Source organism: Pedobacter endophyticus (assembly GCF_015679185.1).
Classification (GTDB): Bacteria; Bacteroidota; Bacteroidia; order Sphingobacteriales; family Sphingobacteriaceae; genus Pedobacter; species Pedobacter endophyticus.
In genome coordinates this window covers 1,750,941-1,769,057 of sequence record NZ_CP064939.1, presented here as the reverse complement: position 1 = coordinate 1,769,057, position 18,117 = coordinate 1,750,941, and the positions used below count along the sequence as shown (strand labels likewise).

At 40.3% G+C, this 18,117-nt stretch carries 19 protein-coding genes; 14 read left to right on the top strand and 5 right to left on the bottom strand.

The window, feature by feature from the left end; translation table 11 throughout:
* Window positions 1–27: 27 nt before the first annotated feature.
* The 4 genes from IZT61_RS07035 to IZT61_RS07020 all read right to left on the bottom strand — a co-directional run bounded on the left by IZT61_RS07035 (window position 28) and on the right by IZT61_RS07020 (window position 4,429).
* Entirely contained in the window at window positions 28–708 is a 681-nt protein-coding gene (locus IZT61_RS07035; protein ID WP_196100458.1) for a 2'-5' RNA ligase family protein, read from the bottom strand.
* A 90-nt stretch (window positions 709–798) separates the two neighbouring features.
* Entirely contained in the window at window positions 799–2,442 is a 1,644-nt protein-coding gene (locus IZT61_RS07030) for a glycine--tRNA ligase (protein WP_196100457.1), read from the bottom strand.
* A 387-nt stretch (window positions 2,443–2,829) separates the two neighbouring features.
* The gene (locus tag IZT61_RS07025; RefSeq protein WP_196100456.1) at window positions 2,830–3,033 is read right to left on the bottom strand and encodes a hypothetical protein; all 204 of its coding nucleotides are present in this window, start codon (window positions 3,031–3,033) and stop codon (window positions 2,830–2,832) included.
* Between the two features lie 4 nt (window positions 3,034–3,037).
* Window positions 3,038–4,429, bottom strand: a complete 1,392-nt coding sequence (locus IZT61_RS07020) for a S8 family peptidase (RefSeq protein ID WP_196100455.1) — start codon at window positions 4,427–4,429, stop codon at window positions 3,038–3,040.
* 262 nt (window positions 4,430–4,691) lie between these two features.
* Here IZT61_RS07020 and IZT61_RS07015 point away from each other — a divergent pair, with 262 nt between their 5' ends.
* The 14 genes from IZT61_RS07015 (at window position 4,692) to IZT61_RS06950 (ending at window position 16,964) form a co-directional block, all read left to right on the top strand.
* Window positions 4,692–5,327 carry a hypothetical protein gene (locus IZT61_RS07015; protein WP_196100454.1) on the top strand — a complete coding sequence of 212 codons (636 nt, stop codon included), beginning with the start codon at window positions 4,692–4,694 and terminating at the stop codon, window positions 5,325–5,327.
* A 13-nt stretch (window positions 5,328–5,340) separates the two neighbouring features.
* Window positions 5,341–5,991 carry a hypothetical protein gene (locus IZT61_RS07010; RefSeq protein ID WP_196100453.1) on the top strand — a complete coding sequence of 217 codons (651 nt, stop codon included), beginning with the start codon at window positions 5,341–5,343 and terminating at the stop codon, window positions 5,989–5,991.
* Complete coding sequence (locus IZT61_RS07005) at window positions 5,970–6,755, top strand: sensor histidine kinase (protein WP_196100452.1); 786 nt, start codon at window positions 5,970–5,972, stop codon at window positions 6,753–6,755. Before IZT61_RS07010 ends, IZT61_RS07005 begins: the two co-directional genes overlap by 22 nt.
* The gene (locus IZT61_RS07000; protein ID WP_196100451.1) at window positions 6,752–7,384 is read left to right on the top strand and encodes a response regulator; all 633 of its coding nucleotides are present in this window, start codon (window positions 6,752–6,754) and stop codon (window positions 7,382–7,384) included. Before IZT61_RS07005 ends, IZT61_RS07000 begins: the two co-directional genes overlap by 4 nt.
* Before the next feature lie 140 nt (window positions 7,385–7,524).
* Window positions 7,525–8,445 (top strand): glycerophosphodiester phosphodiesterase family protein, encoded by a 921-nt coding sequence (locus IZT61_RS06995; RefSeq protein WP_196100450.1) that lies wholly within the window; start codon window positions 7,525–7,527, stop codon window positions 8,443–8,445.
* 241 nt (window positions 8,446–8,686) lie between these two features.
* On the top strand, window positions 8,687–9,268 hold the full coding sequence (locus tag IZT61_RS06990; RefSeq protein ID WP_196100449.1) for a porin family protein: 582 nt from the start codon (window positions 8,687–8,689) through the stop codon (window positions 9,266–9,268).
* Window positions 9,269–9,349: 81 nt separating this feature from the next.
* Complete coding sequence (locus IZT61_RS06985; protein WP_196101243.1) at window positions 9,350–10,057, top strand: ATP-binding cassette domain-containing protein; 708 nt, start codon at window positions 9,350–9,352, stop codon at window positions 10,055–10,057.
* 57 nt (window positions 10,058–10,114) lie between these two features.
* Window positions 10,115–10,603 carry a hypothetical protein gene (locus tag IZT61_RS06980; RefSeq protein ID WP_230383890.1) on the top strand — a complete coding sequence of 163 codons (489 nt, stop codon included), beginning with the start codon at window positions 10,115–10,117 and terminating at the stop codon, window positions 10,601–10,603.
* A gap of 258 nt (window positions 10,604–10,861) precedes the next feature.
* Entirely contained in the window at window positions 10,862–11,437 is a 576-nt protein-coding gene (locus IZT61_RS06975; protein WP_196100447.1) for an outer membrane beta-barrel protein, read from the top strand.
* Between the two features lie 383 nt (window positions 11,438–11,820).
* On the top strand, window positions 11,821–12,546 hold the full coding sequence (gene gldF, locus IZT61_RS06970) for a gliding motility-associated ABC transporter permease subunit GldF (RefSeq protein ID WP_196100446.1): 726 nt from the start codon (window positions 11,821–11,823) through the stop codon (window positions 12,544–12,546).
* The gene (gldG, locus tag IZT61_RS06965; RefSeq protein ID WP_196100445.1) at window positions 12,546–14,231 is read left to right on the top strand and encodes a gliding motility-associated ABC transporter substrate-binding protein GldG; all 1,686 of its coding nucleotides are present in this window, start codon (window positions 12,546–12,548) and stop codon (window positions 14,229–14,231) included. The genes gldF and gldG overlap by 1 nt, the downstream gene beginning before the upstream one ends.
* A 33-nt stretch (window positions 14,232–14,264) precedes the next feature.
* Window positions 14,265–15,389: a DNA polymerase III subunit beta gene (gene dnaN, locus IZT61_RS06960; RefSeq protein WP_196100444.1), complete on the top strand. Its 1,125-nt coding sequence runs from the start codon at window positions 14,265–14,267 to the stop codon at window positions 15,387–15,389.
* 126 nt (window positions 15,390–15,515) lie between these two features.
* The gene (locus IZT61_RS06955) at window positions 15,516–16,220 is read left to right on the top strand and encodes a DUF4397 domain-containing protein (protein ID WP_196100443.1); all 705 of its coding nucleotides are present in this window, start codon (window positions 15,516–15,518) and stop codon (window positions 16,218–16,220) included.
* 63 nt (window positions 16,221–16,283) lie between these two features.
* A complete protein-coding gene (locus tag IZT61_RS06950) occupies window positions 16,284–16,964 on the top strand; it encodes a DedA family protein (protein ID WP_196100442.1) in 681 nt (226 codons plus the stop codon).
* A 183-nt stretch (window positions 16,965–17,147) separates the two neighbouring features.
* Here IZT61_RS06950 and IZT61_RS06945 read toward each other — a convergent pair whose 3' ends face one another.
* Window positions 17,148–18,104 (bottom strand): zinc dependent phospholipase C family protein, encoded by a 957-nt coding sequence (locus IZT61_RS06945; RefSeq protein ID WP_196100441.1) that lies wholly within the window; start codon window positions 18,102–18,104, stop codon window positions 17,148–17,150.
* Between the last annotated feature and the right edge of the window lie 13 nt (window positions 18,105–18,117).

The window sequence follows — 18,117 nt, the reverse complement described above, 5'->3', positions numbered from 1 at the left end:
TCTGGCGAGTTTCAAACGATTGATAAATTAACTCAGCTCAAACTCAAAAAGTTTTTTTACAAATTGGTCTCTCTGATACCAATCGTTATAAACCAATTGGATGGCATTAACCTTGAAAGTGCCGAAATCGAAATCGCGGTATTGCGCAATAAGCTGTAGAAGCCTATCGGGGTTTTTTAAAGGCGCTTTGAACCGCATTATGGTGGAGTGCGCCGTTTGGATGGTGTAGCGTTTATCTAAACTCTGCTGTAACTTCGAATCCTTAAAGCCGCTTCGGATGTCATTTCTGATAGAATTTAAAAACTCGCCTGCAAAACCCTGCGTTAAAATGCACGATGGAGAAGCAGTAAGCCCTTTAAAATGGATGCTGAATTTTTTGTGCGGCGATAAAATCTTCCTGATCAGCGTAATGTACGCTTCTACATCGATATCGCGAAGCGAGAAGCCATCATAACAAGAAATGATCGACATTACGGTGATGTGCAGATCCGAATTTTGATAGTAATACTGATCTGGCTCGATTTGCTTCACCGCTGCGAGGAAGTTTTGAATCTTGTTTTTTGTCGCCTGGTCCGGTCTGATAACGAGCGTAATGCCGAAACGATTGTCCGTTTTGTCATCGATCATCGAATCAATTTCGTAATCCCCCGCGGCAATTTTCGTGACGGAGGCAGTGTACAAATGATTGTAATGATCGGCTAAGCTCATCTCTTTAACGTAAAAAGTCGCGGGTCAAAACCCGCGACTCAATTTTATAAAATCAAACTATGGATTTTAAATTTTAAAACATGGCGTTTTCTATGCCAAAAGTGTTTTCCAGCTTACCGCTTTGCCTACGATAGTGCTTAAATCGGCCATTGCAACACGTTCCTGTTCCATGCTATCGCGGTGGCGGATGGTAACGGTATTATCTTCTAAACTTTGGTGATCTACCGTAATGCAGAAAGGTGTTCCAACCGCATCCTGACGGCGATAGCGCTTACCAATGGCGTCTTTCTCCTCATAAATACAGTTGAAATCGAATTTCAGCGTATCCATAATCTCGCGGGCTTTCTCTGGCAAACCATCTTTTTTGGTCAACGGAAAAACCGCAACTTTATATGGAGCCAAAGCAGGGTGCAGGCGCAATAGCGTGCGGCTGTCTTGTTTCTCGTCGGTGCTCAGGTCTTGCTCTTCCAACGCATTAATTAAGGTAAGTAAAAACATCCGATCCAATCCGATTGACGTTTCAATAACATATGGAACATAATTTCCATAAGGTTTGCCTTCTTCGTTCAAGTCGTTATCAAAATATTGCATTTTCTTGCCAGAATATTCTTGATGCTGCTTCAAATCGAAGTCGGTGCGGCTATGAATACCTTCAACTTCCTTAAACCCGAATGGAAACTCAAACTCAATATCGGTTGCTGCGTTAGCATAATGTGCTAATTTAACGTGGTCGTGGTAACGGTATTTTTCGGGATTTGTTCCAAGCGCCTGGTGCCATTTCAGGCGAGCCTCTTTCCAGTACTCAAACCATTTTTTGTCTTCACCGGGGCGCACAAAGAATTGCATTTCCATTTGTTCAAATTCGCGCATCCGCATAATGAACTGACGAGCAATTACTTCGTTTCTAAATGCTTTTCCTATTTGTGCAATACCGAAAGGAATTTTCATCCTGCCCGACTTTTGTACGTTTAAAAAGTTTACGAAAATACCTTGTGCTGTTTCCGGGCGTAGATACACCTCGTCGCTACCTTCGGCCATGGCACCAAATTGCGTGCTAAACATCAGGTTAAACTGGCGTACATCTGTCCAATTGGAAGTTTTGGAGATCGGGCAAATCACTTTGTAATCAACAATTAAATCTTTCAGCTGAGCCAAATTCTCCGATTTAAGTGCCAGGTTCATTTCAACTTCCAGTGCAAGGCCCTTTTTTACAAATCGCCAGCTGGCTTCGTCGATAAAAGGATATTTGGCCTGATCTAAAATCGAGGTTTCATCCTTAAAGCTTGGCACCCAGCTTGCCTGCCCCTCATCACTCAAGCCTAAAATTTCTTGCTGAAACTCTTGAAATTTACTTTTATTTTCATCACTGAAATTTGCAAGCTCAGAATACAATTCATCAATTTTATTTTCCAATAACTGATCGGCACGATAACGCTTGTTCGAGTCCTTATTATCGATCATGGGATCGTTAAAGCCATCAACATGGCCACTTGCTTTCCAAACCTTTGGGTGCATAAAAATTGCGGCATCGATGCCAACAATATTTTCGTGCATTTGTACCATGGCTTTCCACCAATAGGTTTTAATGTTATTCTTTAACTCGGCACCCAATTGGCCGTAATCGTAAACGGCACTCAGGCCGTCATATATTTCGCTGCTTTGAAATACAAAACCGTATTCCTTAGCGTGTGATATTACATTTTTAAATTGTTCGTCGTTATTTTTTTGAGCCATAATGGAAGCAAAGATAGTAAAAAGGTGGAGGGTTTAAAGGAAAAAGGTAGTGGGTTAAAAGGTGTAAGGCAGAGGGTTTTTAAGCATAAAGCTGAAGCTGTGCCAAAGGCATCCCTTTGGGAAAAGACCAGAGCGGAAAGACCAAAGTCGAAAGGTCAAAGGGAAATACTAGCCTATTGCTAACCCCTCCCCTTTGGGGAGGTTGGGTGGGGATAAAAGACCAAAGCTAGCAGATAACTGAAAACAAAAACCTTGGTGTAAAAGCAGGAAAACCGAAGCACAAAGCAATCAGGTGATTTACATAGCACAAAAACGGTGAAGCTAAATTTTAGCAACACCGTTTACTTAGAGGTAGAATTTAGAGATGGATAATATTAAATAGGAGGCTTAAATGCTTACATCATTTTCTTCATCAACATTTGATACCCCATCGATTTTCCTTACATCTGCAATATCCTGATTTTCAGGCATGATCATGATTACACCTATCGAATCGAGCCTTTCTATATTTAGGGCACCCATTTTTTGAAGTGCATCGGCAACCTTGTCCATCGCATCATCCTTTACAGATATTAACCATTTCTTTTTCATTGTCTTATTTTTCAATGGGAGTAATAGGGTCAATCGGGAATTTTGGATTTCTCAAGATCGGAAATCCTTCAAATGGCCCAAACCTGTTTTTTGCAGGCGCTTGTACCAATCCGGCGCCCACATCTCTTGCTGGTAAGGATAGGGCCTTAGCTGTCGAAGTTAATTTCTTCCACAAATTAATGCCCCTAAGTCCCGATGCCTGCGCCCACAGGGCCGCAATGCCCGCAACATGTGGCGTTGCCATACTTGTTCCGTTCCAGCTGGCATATTTGGTTGGCAGTTTAGTAGAGGAATAAACATTTACGCCAGGCGCAGCAATATCTACGGCACCATAAGTGGGGTAAAGGCCTCCATTAGAGAAACTGGCTATACGCATGTTTACATCTATGGCGCCCACGGCCATTATAGATGGGCAATTTGCCGGGTGCATTACTTGTCGTACAGTTCCAGGTCGGGAAGAATCGTTGCCTGCCGCCGCAATAATTAAGGTTCCCTGTGCCAAGGCTCTTGCTGCTGCAGTTTCGAAAACAGCTGAATAGCCGGTACCATTATGCAAGCCCCTTAACGACATGCTCACCACCTCGCAACGGTTTGCAATTGCCCAGTTAATGCCGGCCAAAATGCCACCATCGCCACCCGAGCCACCATTGTTTAGCACCTTGCCAATAAAGATTTTTGCGGCGTAGGCGATGCCATACCTTTCGGCAGCAGCTGGCGAACTTAGGGGGCCACACGCTGTGCCGGTACAATGGGTGCCGTGGCCATGCCCATCTTGGGTACTTTCTCCCGAAATAAAACTTTTATGTGTAATATCGCGATCGGCAAAATCTGGATGGTTACAGTCCAAGCCAGTATCTAAAATAGCAACCTTAATTCCCGTTCCGTTATAAGGATTGTATCTTAAAATGCTGGTAGGCACCACATTAGTCGCTTTTAATCCCCAGGTTGCCCCAACAGATTCAACCTCTGCCTGTTGATCTTCATAATCAAATTCTTCTAGCTCCGGGCCTACCAAGGCACTCGTCATGTGGTTAATCGCATCTCTGTAGCCCTCTACATAATTCTGGGTACTTTCATCCACCATCCCGATGGCATACACCACCCTTTCTTTTTCTACAATCATTTCGTTCTCTCCAAAGCCAGCAATTGCATTTTCCATTTTTGGTTTTTCGTTCACAATGGCAATTCCCAATTTGTCGAGTACTATTCCATCCGTCTTTGAAAGGTCTTGGTCGGTAAAGAATTCGTTTTCGAATTCCAATGAGCTTTTTAAGCTTAGCCCGCTTATCGAACTAATTTGGCTAATGGCATCTGAAGTGTTTGAGCCTTCAGGCAAGAGTACAAGATATCTTCCTGTGTACTCTGGTTTTTCTTGTTTTTCTAAGGTTTTTGACATGGTTTTTAGTTTAAATAAATAATGCCTACTCGTTCAAGGATTTTCGGCCGTTTCCTTTTGGTTTTTCTTAACGATTAATACATCCAAAATTCTAATAGTTTGAGTACAAAAACAGCAGTTAAACCACTAAAAACCAATGGTGGTAGGCACATAACTTCACACAGTAGAAACAACATTAAAAAATGGGGAAAACCCTGTCTTGTTTCGAGGAAAGTTTTATCACATTTGAAAAATACTTATCTTTAATTAAATCTGACAAACTATGGAAATGCAACATTTTCTAATCTATCTTTTAGTGTTTTTGTGTGGAGTGCTGGCCTATTATCTTGCGCAGCGCTTGCTTAACTCGTTAAATAAGAATGAAAGCAAGCGGCCCCCAAAAACCATGGATGCTGCGGTAATTCGGCAAATGGTAGCCAATTATCGTAGTAATCATTTAAGCGCAATTAGCAAGGTACTGGGCATCGAAGATGCACAATCGGTCTCTTTTTGTTTAAAAACCTTAAAGAACTTTATTGCCGATATTGAGTTTTACACTAAAAAAGTAAATCCGCGTATTACTGAAAGTGCCTTGGGTATTCGATTTTATTATGCCGCTTATCCAAAAGAGGAGCAATTGAAAAACCTGGAGAGCGAAAAATTGATTGGCAAGAACTATGCTGAGAAACATACCCTTGTTATGATTCCCACCTTAAAAATAAAGAATGCCAACGGGAATTTCCTCGACTATGATTTTAATCCATTAGATAGTTCTACCTACACCAGGAACGAGCGCAATCTTGACCAGCCAATTCAAATGATGGCAATGACCTCGAATGAAGATCAGTCGCGTGAGGTAATGGCGCAAAACCACGGACAGCTTATACCCCCAGCACAAATAGATCAACAATCCTATTAATGGTTATCGAGAAATGTCCAGTTCTCAGGTTTTTTTAAGCGATGCCCTTTTATGGGTAGAAGGGTTGGCCGCAATAATAGCTCTCTTTTTCTACCTCAAGGGAGCTGTTAAAAACTTTTGGGGATATTTTTCTTGTTATCTGGTGCTTGTGTTTACCTGCGAGCTTTTGGCCAAATACGGATGGAACTGGATCGGCTTTTCGAAGGCCCATTTTTACAATTACTTCGTGATTCCTTTGCAGTTCCTCTTTTTTTACTGGCTATATGCTTTTAAATCGTTGAAAAAGAGGGGTTTATTCGTCATCTGTTCCTTGCTGTACTTAGTCTCATTTATTCCAAGCGAATTTTATTTTAGGGAAAATAAGATTATCTTTTCGTTTAATTATACCTTCGGAAGCCTCATTTTAATGATCCTTGTGGTGATGGAATATTATAAGCAAATTACATCTGCCGATATTGTTAATTTTGACAGAAACAGGATGTTTTACATTAATTTGGGCGTAACACTGTTTTATATCGGCACATTGCCTTTTTGGACATTCTACTATCAGTTGTTACAATACATGCAGATCTGGAACATTTATTTCGATTACTTTCTCCTTTCTGGTATTGCAATGTACGTTCTCTTTTCAATTTCATTTATATGGGGAAGACCGAGCTCTTAATCACGATTATTCTTTTCAACTTGTTTTTTGTGCTGTTTGTTGCCGCAATAATGGTCTACATAAAAAAATACAGGCTACGGAAAAGGGAATACCAAAACGAGATTAAGGTTACCAACGAAATTCATCAGAAAGAGCTGTTAACCACTCAGCTCGAAATACAGCAAATAACCATGCAACAATTGGGGCGGGATTTGCACGATAATATTGGACAAAAGCTTACACTGGCAAGCCTTTACGCCCAACAATTGGTTTATGAGCAAAAAGTTCCGCAGGTGAGCGATAGGATAGAACAAATCTGTCAAATCATCAATTCATCATTAGAAGACTTGAGGAGTTTATCAAAAAACCTCACCAACGATAACATAAGTGAAAATGAAATTGTAACTTTAATACAAGAAGAAGTAAACAATGTTAATGCGCTGAAAAAATGTGCCGTCACTTTTAATTACGATAAAGAAAGTTTTGATCTGGAGTTTGTTAAGAAAAACGTATTGTTAAGGATAACACAAGAGTTTCTCCAAAACAGCTTAAAACATGCCGATTGCCGTAACATTAATATTAAGCTTACTTCATCGCCCGAGGTTTACTTAACCTTAACACTTGAGGATGATGGGTTGGGATTCGAATATGCAAACATCAAATCTGACGGTATTGGGCTGGCGAACATGAAAAAAAGAACCGAGATAATCGGCGGGCAATTTATGCTGGAGAGCAGGCCAAATTTTGGAACAAAACTGACCATTATTTTAGATAACCAAATATGAAAAATACTATTGTTGTTGTTGATGATCATATTTTGATAGCGAATGCACTTCAAACCATAATTAGTAATTTTGCAAACTTTGAGGTAATTTATGTGTGTGAAAATGGTAAGGAGCTTATCGAAAAACTTCAGTCGCCCCATCAAATTCCCAATATAGTTCTGTTGGATATTAGTATGCCCGTTATGAATGGTTTCGAAACCGTATGTTGGTTAAAAGAACATCACCCAGAAATTAAGGTAATGGCACTAAGCATGCAAGGCGAGGAAAAAAGCGTAATCAAAATGGTAAGCAATGGGGCCATGGGGTATTTATTAAAGAACGCTCACCCAGTAGAATTGGAAAGCGCATTAACCAAACTAACGATCAATGGTTTCTTTTACCCAGATTGGGCATCTAAAATTCTGTTTTCGAGCCTCAATAAATCCAAAGAACCCGAGATTAAAATTTCGGAAAGAGAAAGGGAATTTCTTAAATACACGGTTACAGAGTTAAATTACAAGGAAATAGCCGATAAGATGTTTTGCAGCCCCCGAACAGTAGAAAGCTATCGAGATAACCTTTGCGAAAAACTCGAGCTAAAAACCAGGGTTGGATTGGCTGTTTTTGCCATTAAGAACGGATTTGCCTAGTTTGGTTAATTGTTAAACTATAGAACTGTAAATGATATTTGAGACAGTAGCTTAGGCAATTAACCGATTTGAACAATTAACCACTTAACCTCTGGAACGTTTTACCGCTTCTATCTTCCATTTTTTCCTACTTTTGAACCATGAAATTCCATTATTTGCTTTCTCTTGCCTCAATAACAATTCTTGTTTCGTGCAAGCTGGAAAATAAAATGCATCATTACATTAGGTTTAATAAGGTTGATGAGTTACATCAGTTCCTGAAATGGACGCCCGAGAATCGTTTCCCTTTAATTAGTGCACATAGGGGCGGACCAATGCCCGGCTTTCCCGAAAACTGCATAGAAACATTCGAAAATGCAACCACGTATAATCCAATGGTTATCGAATTTGATATCGCTTACAGCAAAGATTCGGTAATGGTAATTATGCACGATGATAAACTGGATAGAACATCAACAGGTAAGGGTGCAGTGAGCGATTATACCTATAATGAGTTAAATGCTTTTAATTTGAAGGACAATGAAGGCAAGGAGACCGGTTTTAAAATCCCGACGTTAGATAGCGTTTTAAGCTGGAGCAAAGGAAAGGTGCTTTTGACCATCGATTTAAAAAAAGGAGTTTCTTATGCTAAAGTAATAGAAAAGGTGCGCCAGTATAAGGTCGAAAGTAATTCCATCATCATCACTTATACCGCAAATCAGGCACAAGAGGTTCATCAGTTAGCGCCCGATTTAATGATCTCGGCCTCAGTTCAAAAAAAGGCTGAATTAAAAAGATTAAATGATCTGGGAATTCCAAACAATAGAATTGTAGCTTTTGTCGGGGTAGCTGCTCCGGACAAGGAATTGTATAAATTTCTTCACGATAAAGGGATAACGACTATTTTGGGCACAATGGGTAACATCGACAAGAGCGCCATGGCCAGTCCAGCCAGAAATTTGTATTATCATTTAGTAAATAATGGTGCCGACATCTTATCGGGTGATAATATCGAACAAGCAGCCGAACAACTCAATAAATTCAGGTATAACAAAAAGCTGAGTTCACCATACATCAATTAAGCAGTAAATACCTGCACTTGGTGCAATGTGCTCGTTTGCTTACTATCAATTTTCTTCTCGTAGTATACTTTTTGTGGATAAAATGGCGGCTGGATAATCGTTTTTATTGACGTGGTGTGCGCTAACTGTAAACTAGTATTCGATCGGCTGTTTACGTTTTTATTTCAATTGTAACATTTCTGGCGCAATTGTTGTTTTATATAGATCTTCTAAAATAAATATTTACCTAAAACATTTCATTATGAAAAAACTATTGTTTACACTTTTTACGGCTTCAGTAATTACCCTTTCAGCAAATGCCCAAATATCTAAGGGCGATGTGATGATAGGAGCGAACATCTCAGACATTAATTTTGCCTTAGATAAGCCGAACGCCTTCAGTTTTGCCCTTAACCCAAAAGCGGCCTGGTTTATTCAGGATGGTTTGGCACTGGGTGGTGATGTTTCTTTCGGCGTAGAAACAGCAGGTAAGGGCCTTGGTACAACCATTAATTATGGTATTGGTGCCCTTGGTCGTTACTATGGCGCTAAAGGAGCAAATGAATTGGCCAACCATACTCGTTTTTTCGGAGAAGCAACAGTAGGGGTTTCGGGCAGAAACTTATCTGGTGGCGGATCTACTAACGGATTGGGCTTTAGCTTTGGCCCAGGCTTTACTTACTTTATCACCAGAAATGTTGGTTTAGAAACCTTGTTAAAGTACGAAGGTGTAGTGGGATTTGGTAGCAGTGCATATGCACATAACCTAAACCTAGGTGTAGGTTTCCAGATCTATCTTCCAGGCAGGGCAACCGCCAAAAAAGTTGAAAAGGATTTTAACTAACTTGAGGGTTAGAGACGCCAGAAAAGGGTACATCAGCAGATGTATCCTTTTTTTATGTCCGAAATAATCGCATATTTGATTGTGAGTATTTCAGTAAAAAACCTTTCTAAACACTACGATAAGCAAAAGGCTGTTGATTCGATTAGTTTTGATGCCCGGCCGGGTCGTATTTTGGGTTTTCTGGGCCCAAATGGGGCGGGAAAATCGACTACCATGCGCATGCTTACCGGGTACCTTGAGCCAACATCAGGCATTGCCAAAATTGCTGATAAAAATATCTTAACGGAAGGCATTGAGGCGAAAAAACACATTGGTTACCTGCCCGAAAATACGCCCCTGTATTCTGAAATGTATGTTAAAGAGTTCCTCAACTTTGTTGGCAGCACCTATAAATTAAAAAACCTTTCGCACCGCGTTGCAGCGGTAATTGAAATGGTAGGTTTAACGCCCGAGCAACATAAAAAGATTGGTACACTTTCAAAGGGCTATCGGCAACGTGTAGGGTTGGCACAGGCCATTATTCACAACCCCGAAGTACTGATTCTTGATGAGCCCACCTCGGGCCTCGACCCAAACCAACTGGTGGATATCAGGGCGTTGATTAAAGCGCTGGGTAGAAACAAAACCGTTGTAATTTCAACGCACATCATGCAAGAGGTTGAAGCCATTTGTGATGATATTATCATAATCAATAAAGGCAAAATTGTGGCAAACAATACGCTTGAGGGCATAAAACAGGCCCACAACGAAAACTCATTGGAAGAAATTTTTAGAAAACTTACGGCGTAATTTATGTTTAAACTTTTGGTCTCAACTTTTTGCCTTGTATCTTTCTTTGTAAGCAGTATGGCTCAGCATGCTCCCAACATTGGCATTGGGCCAGAACTGGGTTTACCATCTGGAAACTTCGCCAATGTATCTGGAGTTGGGTTAGGTGCGTCGCTGAAAATTGATGTGCCCGTATCAGCCAATTTTGCCTTAACGCTTCATGGCGGCTTTATGAACTTTTTCGGTAAGCACAATTACCTGCAAAATGTTAAAGACTTTACTTATCTCCCTGTAAAGGCAGGGTTGAAATACCAATTGAGTGAGAGTTTTTATGCCGAAGGGCAAATCGGTGCTGGTTTTCCATTAAACGATGGACAAAAAACACTTTTGGTGTGGGCGCCGGGCTTTGGCAACGTATTTAAAATATCGGGCAAGAACCGATTGGATCTGGGTATCAGGTATGAGGGGTGGACAGGGAAAAACGATCAGGTTGTGGTACTCTCACAGTCATCAAATACCAAAGGGTTTTTAGGTATCCGATTCGCTTATCTCTTCAATTTCAATTAACCCGATTTACAATCTTTGGTTGTGTGGCTTATTTTCCCCAAAGTGTGGAGCGCACAAATATTTTGTAGAAATAAATCCATAATTATTTGTTTAACAGCTGAGTTACAAATTTTTTATTCTTAAAATGGATAAAAATTTTCAACTTGATTATCAAATGGATAACTAATTTTTTAGGCGATCTGTTCTGGTTTTGTTCTATTGGCATCGGCTTTGTCTAGGCAAGTGTAAATTAATAACAAAACCAAAACTCAAACAAACATGAAAAGTCTAAAAATCGCTACTCTACTTTTACTCGTTTCGTTTTCTGCTTTTAAGGCAAAAGCACAATCTGAAACATTTAAAGCATTCAAAGTGGACGTAGCGCTAGGTTATGCTGCTCCTTCAGGTTCAGGAAGCAAAGCTGGTATTTTATTTGCAGTAGAGCCAAAATATTCGATGAGCGATCAACTCACACTAGGTTTGAGAATGGAATGGGCTTTAACTGCTTATTCAATCGAAAAAGACGGTGTGTCTTATGCTGGCGATATTAAATCAACAGGTTCATATTTAGCAACCGCCGACTACATGTTCAATACTAATAAAGTAAGACCATTTGCCGGTTTAGGTGTGGGTATTTACAGTGTTGCTGGTGCTAGCTTCAGCAGCGATAACAGCAGCTTGCAAACCAATACTGTTGCATCAAGTACAAAATTTGGCTTTGCTCCAAGAGTGGGTGCAGAATTGGGCCACTTCCGTGCAGCCATCGAGTATAACTTCGCTGGTAAAGATGATAATATCAAGTATAATTACCTGGGATTTAAAATAGGAGCCTTTTTTGGAGGCGGTAGAAGATAGTTAATTTTAACTGCTCTTAAGGGGGTTGGCAATTTTGTCAGTCCCCTTTTTTTTGCTGGTTTAAGCACCAATTGTTAAAATAAGTGCAAAGGGCTGCTGTTGCATTGTACTTAAAAGAGTATTCGATTAGGCAATGGCCTTAGCATTCTGCACTGGGTTGAACGATCTTAGTAAGCGTTCGGAAAGTGATGGTTGCAAAATTAAGCACAAAGTATTTTTGGCAGGCCCCGGTTTTTCCCGCTAAAATCAACAGAAACTGATTTAAAAGTCGTGATTTTGATCACGACTTTTTTGTTAATTACAAATTTTACGAATCTGGTTTTTTGATGTTTTAAGTTTAATTTGCTCGAATTAAATAGCTAACTTCGACATTTTAAAAGTACATGTACGCAGTTTTCAAACGCGAATTATTTAGTTTCCTAAGTTCGATGGTTGCCTATATTACCATCGGCATTTTCTTATTGGTATCTGGCTTACTGCTTTGGTTTTTCCCCGATACCTCCATTCTGGATTATGGTTACGCCGAGCTTGCGGGTTTCTTCAGTTTGGTTCCTTATCTTTTTATGTTCCTGATTCCCGCAATCACCATGCGCTCCTTTGCTGAAGAAAGACGTGAAGGAACATTCGAGCTTTTGATTACCCGCCCAATTGGTTTGTGGCAAATTATTTTCGCCAAGTACTTTGCAAGTTTAACCCTGGTGCTTTTTGCCTTACTTCCTACACTTGTCTACTATTATTCAATTTCGCAATTGGGTTTTCCTCAAGGAAATATAGATTCCGGAGCGGTAATTGGCTCTTATATCGGGCTTTTTTTATTGGGCGCTTCCTTTACCGCGATTGGTATTTTTTCGTCTTCATTAACTCAAAATCAGGTAATTGCATTTGTTATTTGCGCTGGCTTGTGTGCTTTTGCTTTTTTGGGCTTCGATTATTCAAGCCAAATCGGCGGCTTATCGTCCGTGCAGGCATCAGTGGCCAATTTGGGTATTAATCAACATTACACCTCAATTAGCCGGGGCGTTTTAGATACCAGAGATCTAATTTATTTTATCACTTTTTCTTTTCTCTTTTTAATTTTTACAAATCTGGTAATAGGAGGCAAGAAGTAATGCGGAATAAGAAAAAATGGATCAGTTTAGCTGTCGCCCTAATCGCCGTAGTGGGGATTAATATCATCAGTCAATTTTTTTTTCATCGGTTCGATTTTACTGAAGATAGGCGCTTCACCCTGAGCGAGAAAACAACACGTTTACTTCAAACCAATCATCAGCCGATTACAATTACTGTTTTCTTAAACGGAGAGTTGCCGCCTGCTTTTAAGCGCCTGCAAGCTGCCGTTAGCGACCTGCTTTCGGATTATAAGGCTTATGCAAACACTGAAGTGAAAATATCTTTCGTCGATCCATTAGCGGGCTTAACCGTTGCTGACCAGAAAACGGTAATTGATAACTTGTACGAAAGAGGCATTGAGGCCACAAACCTCAGTGTAAAAACAGAGGCCGGGTTAACACAAAAACTCGTTTTTCCGATGGCGATGCTCGAAAGTAATGGAAACGAATTTCCTGTCAGGCTTTTTCAAAATTTAGATACCAGGGGCAGTTATGAGGACAACATCAATCGCTCTATCGAGAATTTGGAGTACGTTTTTACCTCGAGCCTAAAAAAAGTATTAACAGGAAGGAACGCCCGGATCGGCTTTACGGAAACCAATGGAGAGCTTAACGATTTACAGCTGGACGATGCCATACGCACGCTTTCGGCAAGTTACGAGGTTGGTCGTGTAGATTTGGGAACGATTGACAAAGCTGGGTTAGATAAACTCAATGTAATGGTTATTGCAAAACCGCAAAATCCTTTTACTGAAACCGAAAAATACAAAATCAACTATTTTGTAATGAACGGTGGCAGGGTACTGTGGAGTATCGATCAGGTTACGGCAGAGCTCGACAGCCTGAGAAATGGGGGAGGCGAGCTGGCCACTAACAAAAGCCTGAATTTGGACGACATGCTTTTTATGTATGGTGCACGCATTAATTATAACATTATAGCAGACCCGGCCAACTCAGCCGAAATTCCCGTATCAACGGGCTTGGTAGGCGGTGCAAATCAAATGCAGCTGGTACCCTGGATTTATTACCCGATTTTGTTGCCCGACACCGTTCATAGCGTTGTAAAGAAGCTTGATGGCGTAAAATCGGAGTTTCCGAGCACAGTTGATACCATTGGGGCCAGGGGAGTGACGAAGTCTTACATTTTGACCACTTCGCCGTTTAATAAGGTTTTTAACACCCCGAAAATGTTCAGCTTGCAAATGGTTGCCGATCAGCTCGATCCCCGGGCGTTTCAAAGCGTGCCTCAACATGTTGGCCTGATGCTTGAGGGAAGTTTTCCGTCGGTATTTGCCGGGCGACCTCTGCCCGAGGGGATTAGTGCACCCTTCACCAACGCCGGCAGCAGCAAACCTGCAAAAATGATCGTGATCGGCGATGGCGATATCTTTAAGAATCAGGTTGCTGAAAAAGATGGCTTACCCTATCCTTTGGGTTTTGATCGCTACACGCAACAAACCTTTGGAAATAAAGCGCTTTTGTTAAATATTATAGATTACTTTACGGATGATGATAATCTGATCGCCCTGCGAAACAAGGAAGTGAAGATTAGACTGTTGGATAAGGCGAAGATAAAGCTGGAAAAAAACAAATGGCAGCTGATAAATATTGCAGCGCCATTGTTATTGTTAATATTCTTCGCAATTTTTCAACATTATTACCGCAAATACAAGTACGCTAAATAATTTTTATATTTTTGAAGAAGACTAAATAACATCATGAGATTTATTGTATCCACATCAACCTTATTAAAACATTTACAAACCGTAAATGGTGCCTCTAGCAGCAGTACGGTTTTACCTATACTAGAAAATTTTCTTTTTGAGATTAAGGAGGGAAACCTAACGATTTCTGCTACCGATTTACAAACGAGCATGACTACTGCGCTGGCGGTAGAATCAAAGGAAGAAGGCAAAGTGGCTGTTCCATCAAAAATTTTGTTAGATACACTTAAAACCTTACCCGATCAGCCGATAGCGTTTAATATAGATGATTCTACATTTGCAATCGAAATTAGTGCCGGAGACGGAAAATATAAATTAAGTGGCGAAAACGGAGACGATTTTCCAAAGATTCCAGTTGTTGAAAATGCATCTTCAGTAAACTTGCCAGCGTCGGTTTTAACTGAGGCGATTACGAAAACCATTTTTGCGGTAAGTAACGATGAGTTGCGACCAGCAATGACGGGCGTATTTTGCCAGTTATCTCCACAACACATTACTTTTGTAGCTACAGATGCCCACAAGTTGGTGCGTTACCGCCGAATGGATAGCAAAGCTGATAAGGCCACTTCATTTATTCTACCTAAAAAGGCTTTAACGCTTTTAAAAGCGGCTTTACCATCAACTGATATCAATGTTTCGGTCGATTACAATGCAACAAGCGCATTTTTTAAGTTTGAAAATATCAATTTGGTATGTCGTTTAATAGATGAACGCTACCCTGATTATGAAGCGGTAATTCCTCAAAATAATCCAAATAAGTTGATTATCGATAGAGGTTTGTTTTTAAATACGTTACGTCGTGTAGTAATTTTTGCGAACAAAACCACGCATCAGGTTAGATTAAAAATCAGCGGAAGTGAACTCAATATTTCTTCTGAGGATTTAGATTTCGCTAATGAGGCGCATGAGCGTTTGAGCTGCCAATACGATGGTGAAGACCTGGAAATTGGCTTCAACGCACGCTTTTTGATCGAAATGCTAACTAATTTAAGCGGCGATGAAGTGACTTTAGAGCTGTCTACGCCAAACCGTGCAGGACTTTTGATTCCTCAAACCAATGATGAAAATGAAGATGTGCTGATGTTGGTGATGCCGGTAATGCTAAATAATAGCTATTAAGCTGTTTTTAAGATCAAAAATGATGAAATTGGAGAAGTCAAGTTTTTACAACTTGACTTCTTTGCTAAAACCCACTTCTTTAATACGCTTTATGCTATCTTTACGTTTTAACATTTTAGTTTTTGTATGAAGAACCCAAAGATATTTACCAAAATATTTATTTTATCTTTCTTCATTCTGATCGTTAGTTCATGTATCAAGAATGATGGGACTATCATCGGCGATGCAAAAGTACGGATCTTCAATACTGTGATATCTGATACCGCAAGAAATTTCTTCTTCAACAACGGTTTGTTTGCAGGTGCAACCGGTCAAAGCGCATTATCAACGGGCGCAAATTCGGCTTATTTTGTGGTGGTTGCCGATCGTGATTACTCCGTTGATGCCAGAAACAGCATAACAGGGGTTTCGAACAGTGCTGTAGATTATAACTTTGGTCTGGGCAAAAATTATTCTATTTTTTATACAAAGGCAGATAATTTACCTACCACAAAACCGCAATTGATTGTTTATGAGGATTTGGTAAGGCCAAACGCAAACATGGCTCAAATTAAGTTCATTAATATGGGCTATACCTTGGGGTCTGACGTAATGATAACCGATAGAGGTGGCAACTATAAGGAAACTATCGGCCGTGGGAAATTTACAGAATACCTTAAAATCAGTGACGTTGACACTAACGCGGCAACGATTTTTTTAAACCTTGTCGATTCTGTTGGCGTTGTCGATTCCATCTCATATAAAGGTCTCGCAAAGGGAAAAGTGTATACCGTAATCATCGAGGGAACGAGCCGGGGCAAGCTGAAAGAGCGCCTCGTAGCAAACAATTAATTGTTCCGAAGAATCACTAATTAATCCAACAGATATACCTACTTTTGCATAAAATCAGAAAAATTGGAAATACTACAGCAACTCTGGGATTTTATTGCCCACATAGATGTTCATTTAGCCGAAATCATTCGCGATTACCAAACTTGGACTTACCTCATTTTATTCTTGATTATTTTTGCTGAGACGGGCTTCGTTGTTACGCCGTTTTTACCAGGTGATTCTTTGTTGTTTGCTGCTGGCGCTTTAATTGCAGGCGGAAACACGGGCTTGAATATCTGGTTAATGCTTTTTATTTTAGTTGTAGCCGCTATTACAGGCAACACGCTCAATTATAAACTGGGTACGGTGCTGGGCTCGGGCGTATTTAAAGAAGATAACAAGATATTGAAGCTTAAGTATTATCATCAATCTCACGAGTTTTTCGAAAAACATGGTGGCAAAGCCATTATGCTAAGCAGATTTTTGCCAATTTTCAGAACAATTGCGCCATTTGTTGCAGGTATTGCTAAAATGCCATTTGGCCGTTTTACATATTATAATGTTTTAGGCGGGCTTGCCTGGATTTTCTCTTTGTTAGTTGGAGGCTGGTTGTTGGGCAACATTCCGATCATCAAGAATAACTTCGAAATCGTGATCTTAACCATCGCTACGGTAACGTTCGTACCAGCGATATGGGCTGCGATTAAGAGTCGTTTACAACCAAAAAAGATTGAAGAAATAATCGAAGGAGAGGATTCGAAATAGGCAGTTAGCAGTTAGCAGTTAGCAGTTTGCGGTTAGCAGTTTACAGTTTGCAATTTACGGTTAGCAGTTCGCGATAGCCAATTAGCAATAATCAATTAACAATATCCAATTAGCAATAATCAATTAGCGATAGGCAATTCGCAATAACCAATTAGCCAATTCAACAATTCACCAATAAGTAGCCTAAATCTCTCGTCCGATTAGTGCTCCGGTCTCGAATTTTTTCTCGGTATCCTCATTCATTATTTTATCGTCTGGTTCCAAATCAATCTTGATCAGGTTTTTCAAATCAGGCTGTCCTGCATCAACCCATGCAGAATACCAGAACGATCCGATTGCCAAGATTGAGCTTCGCATTTGTTTTTCTACCATACTGTTCATCTTATCATGATAAGCCTTGGCATAAGCCACCGAATATTGCTTTAAAACGGCGTTATTTCTTTCGCTGAAGCTGAATTTCTTATCAGATGGAAAGGAGGCTGATAGCTGTGCCTCGAAAGTTAAAACGGTATCTACCAAACTATGCGTATGCTTCACTATTTTCCAGGCCTCTTTTAATGGATTTTCGATATAGTTGGCCTTACCCACAACAAAGTTATATTTAACGGAGAAAAGCTCAGGCAAGCGGCTCTCCCAAAAAGCATGGATGCCAACCTGATTGGTTAGTTGCCCGTTGTGGTTATTGGTGGTGTGCAGCGGTACATGGGCATCGCCGATGTAGTGCCCCAGATCGGCCGAATATTTTAAAATCTTAATCGAATCTCTCGTTTTAAACGCTTTAACCAGGCTATAATAAGTTCGTTGAATTTGCCATGGTACAATGCCATTTGCACTCAAACGCTTCAAGCCATATTTAGCTACAGCATCATTGTATTTCTCCGGAATACTATCGATATGTGTTTCATAATTTTCAACATCAAGGTAATGCCTTGGCGCTTCCAAAGTATCGGCGTAACGGCGTTTATCAGGGTCGACAGCATGTTCGGTGATGTACTTGATGTTCTTTTTATAGAAACTGATCATGCCGGTCGGCAATGTAAAAACTGCCAGATTGTTGATTTTTTGGTGTGCAAAAAATCCCCACGATGTGCAAAGGATTGTTGGGATGATTAACGCAATTAAAATCGTTAATCTTTTCATAGTGGAAGGTACT

What these genes read in the sequence shown, in the direction of transcription:
- IZT61_RS07035 (WP_196100458.1), bottom strand. Translation starts at nt 708, where the DNA reads ATGAGCTTAGCCGATCATTACAATCATTTGTACACTGCCTCCGTCACG.
- IZT61_RS07030 (WP_196100457.1), bottom strand. Translation starts at nt 2,442, where the DNA reads ATGGCTCAAAAAAATAACGACGAACAATTTAAAAATGTAATATCACAC.
- IZT61_RS07025 (WP_196100456.1), bottom strand. Translation starts at nt 3,033, where the DNA reads ATGAAAAAGAAATGGTTAATATCTGTAAAGGATGATGCGATGGACAAG.
- IZT61_RS07020 (WP_196100455.1), bottom strand. Translation starts at nt 4,429, where the DNA reads ATGTCAAAAACCTTAGAAAAACAAGAAAAACCAGAGTACACAGGAAGA.
- IZT61_RS07015 (WP_196100454.1), top strand. Translation starts at nt 4,692, where the DNA reads ATGGAAATGCAACATTTTCTAATCTATCTTTTAGTGTTTTTGTGTGGA.
- IZT61_RS07010 (WP_196100453.1), top strand. Translation starts at nt 5,341, where the DNA reads ATGTCCAGTTCTCAGGTTTTTTTAAGCGATGCCCTTTTATGGGTAGAA.
- IZT61_RS07005 (WP_196100452.1), top strand. Translation starts at nt 5,970, where the DNA reads ATGGGGAAGACCGAGCTCTTAATCACGATTATTCTTTTCAACTTGTTT.
- IZT61_RS07000 (WP_196100451.1), top strand. Translation starts at nt 6,752, where the DNA reads ATGAAAAATACTATTGTTGTTGTTGATGATCATATTTTGATAGCGAAT.
- IZT61_RS06995 (WP_196100450.1), top strand. Translation starts at nt 7,525, where the DNA reads ATGAAATTCCATTATTTGCTTTCTCTTGCCTCAATAACAATTCTTGTT.
- IZT61_RS06990 (WP_196100449.1), top strand. Translation starts at nt 8,687, where the DNA reads ATGAAAAAACTATTGTTTACACTTTTTACGGCTTCAGTAATTACCCTT.
- IZT61_RS06980 (WP_230383890.1), top strand. Translation starts at nt 10,115, where the DNA reads ATGGCTCAGCATGCTCCCAACATTGGCATTGGGCCAGAACTGGGTTTA.
- IZT61_RS06975 (WP_196100447.1), top strand. Translation starts at nt 10,862, where the DNA reads ATGAAAAGTCTAAAAATCGCTACTCTACTTTTACTCGTTTCGTTTTCT.
- gldF (WP_196100446.1), top strand. Translation starts at nt 11,821, where the DNA reads ATGTACGCAGTTTTCAAACGCGAATTATTTAGTTTCCTAAGTTCGATG.
- gldG (WP_196100445.1), top strand. Translation starts at nt 12,546, where the DNA reads ATGCGGAATAAGAAAAAATGGATCAGTTTAGCTGTCGCCCTAATCGCC.
- dnaN (WP_196100444.1), top strand. Translation starts at nt 14,265, where the DNA reads ATGAGATTTATTGTATCCACATCAACCTTATTAAAACATTTACAAACC.
- IZT61_RS06955 (WP_196100443.1), top strand. Translation starts at nt 15,516, where the DNA reads ATGAAGAACCCAAAGATATTTACCAAAATATTTATTTTATCTTTCTTC.
- IZT61_RS06945 (WP_196100441.1), bottom strand. Translation starts at nt 18,104, where the DNA reads ATGAAAAGATTAACGATTTTAATTGCGTTAATCATCCCAACAATCCTT.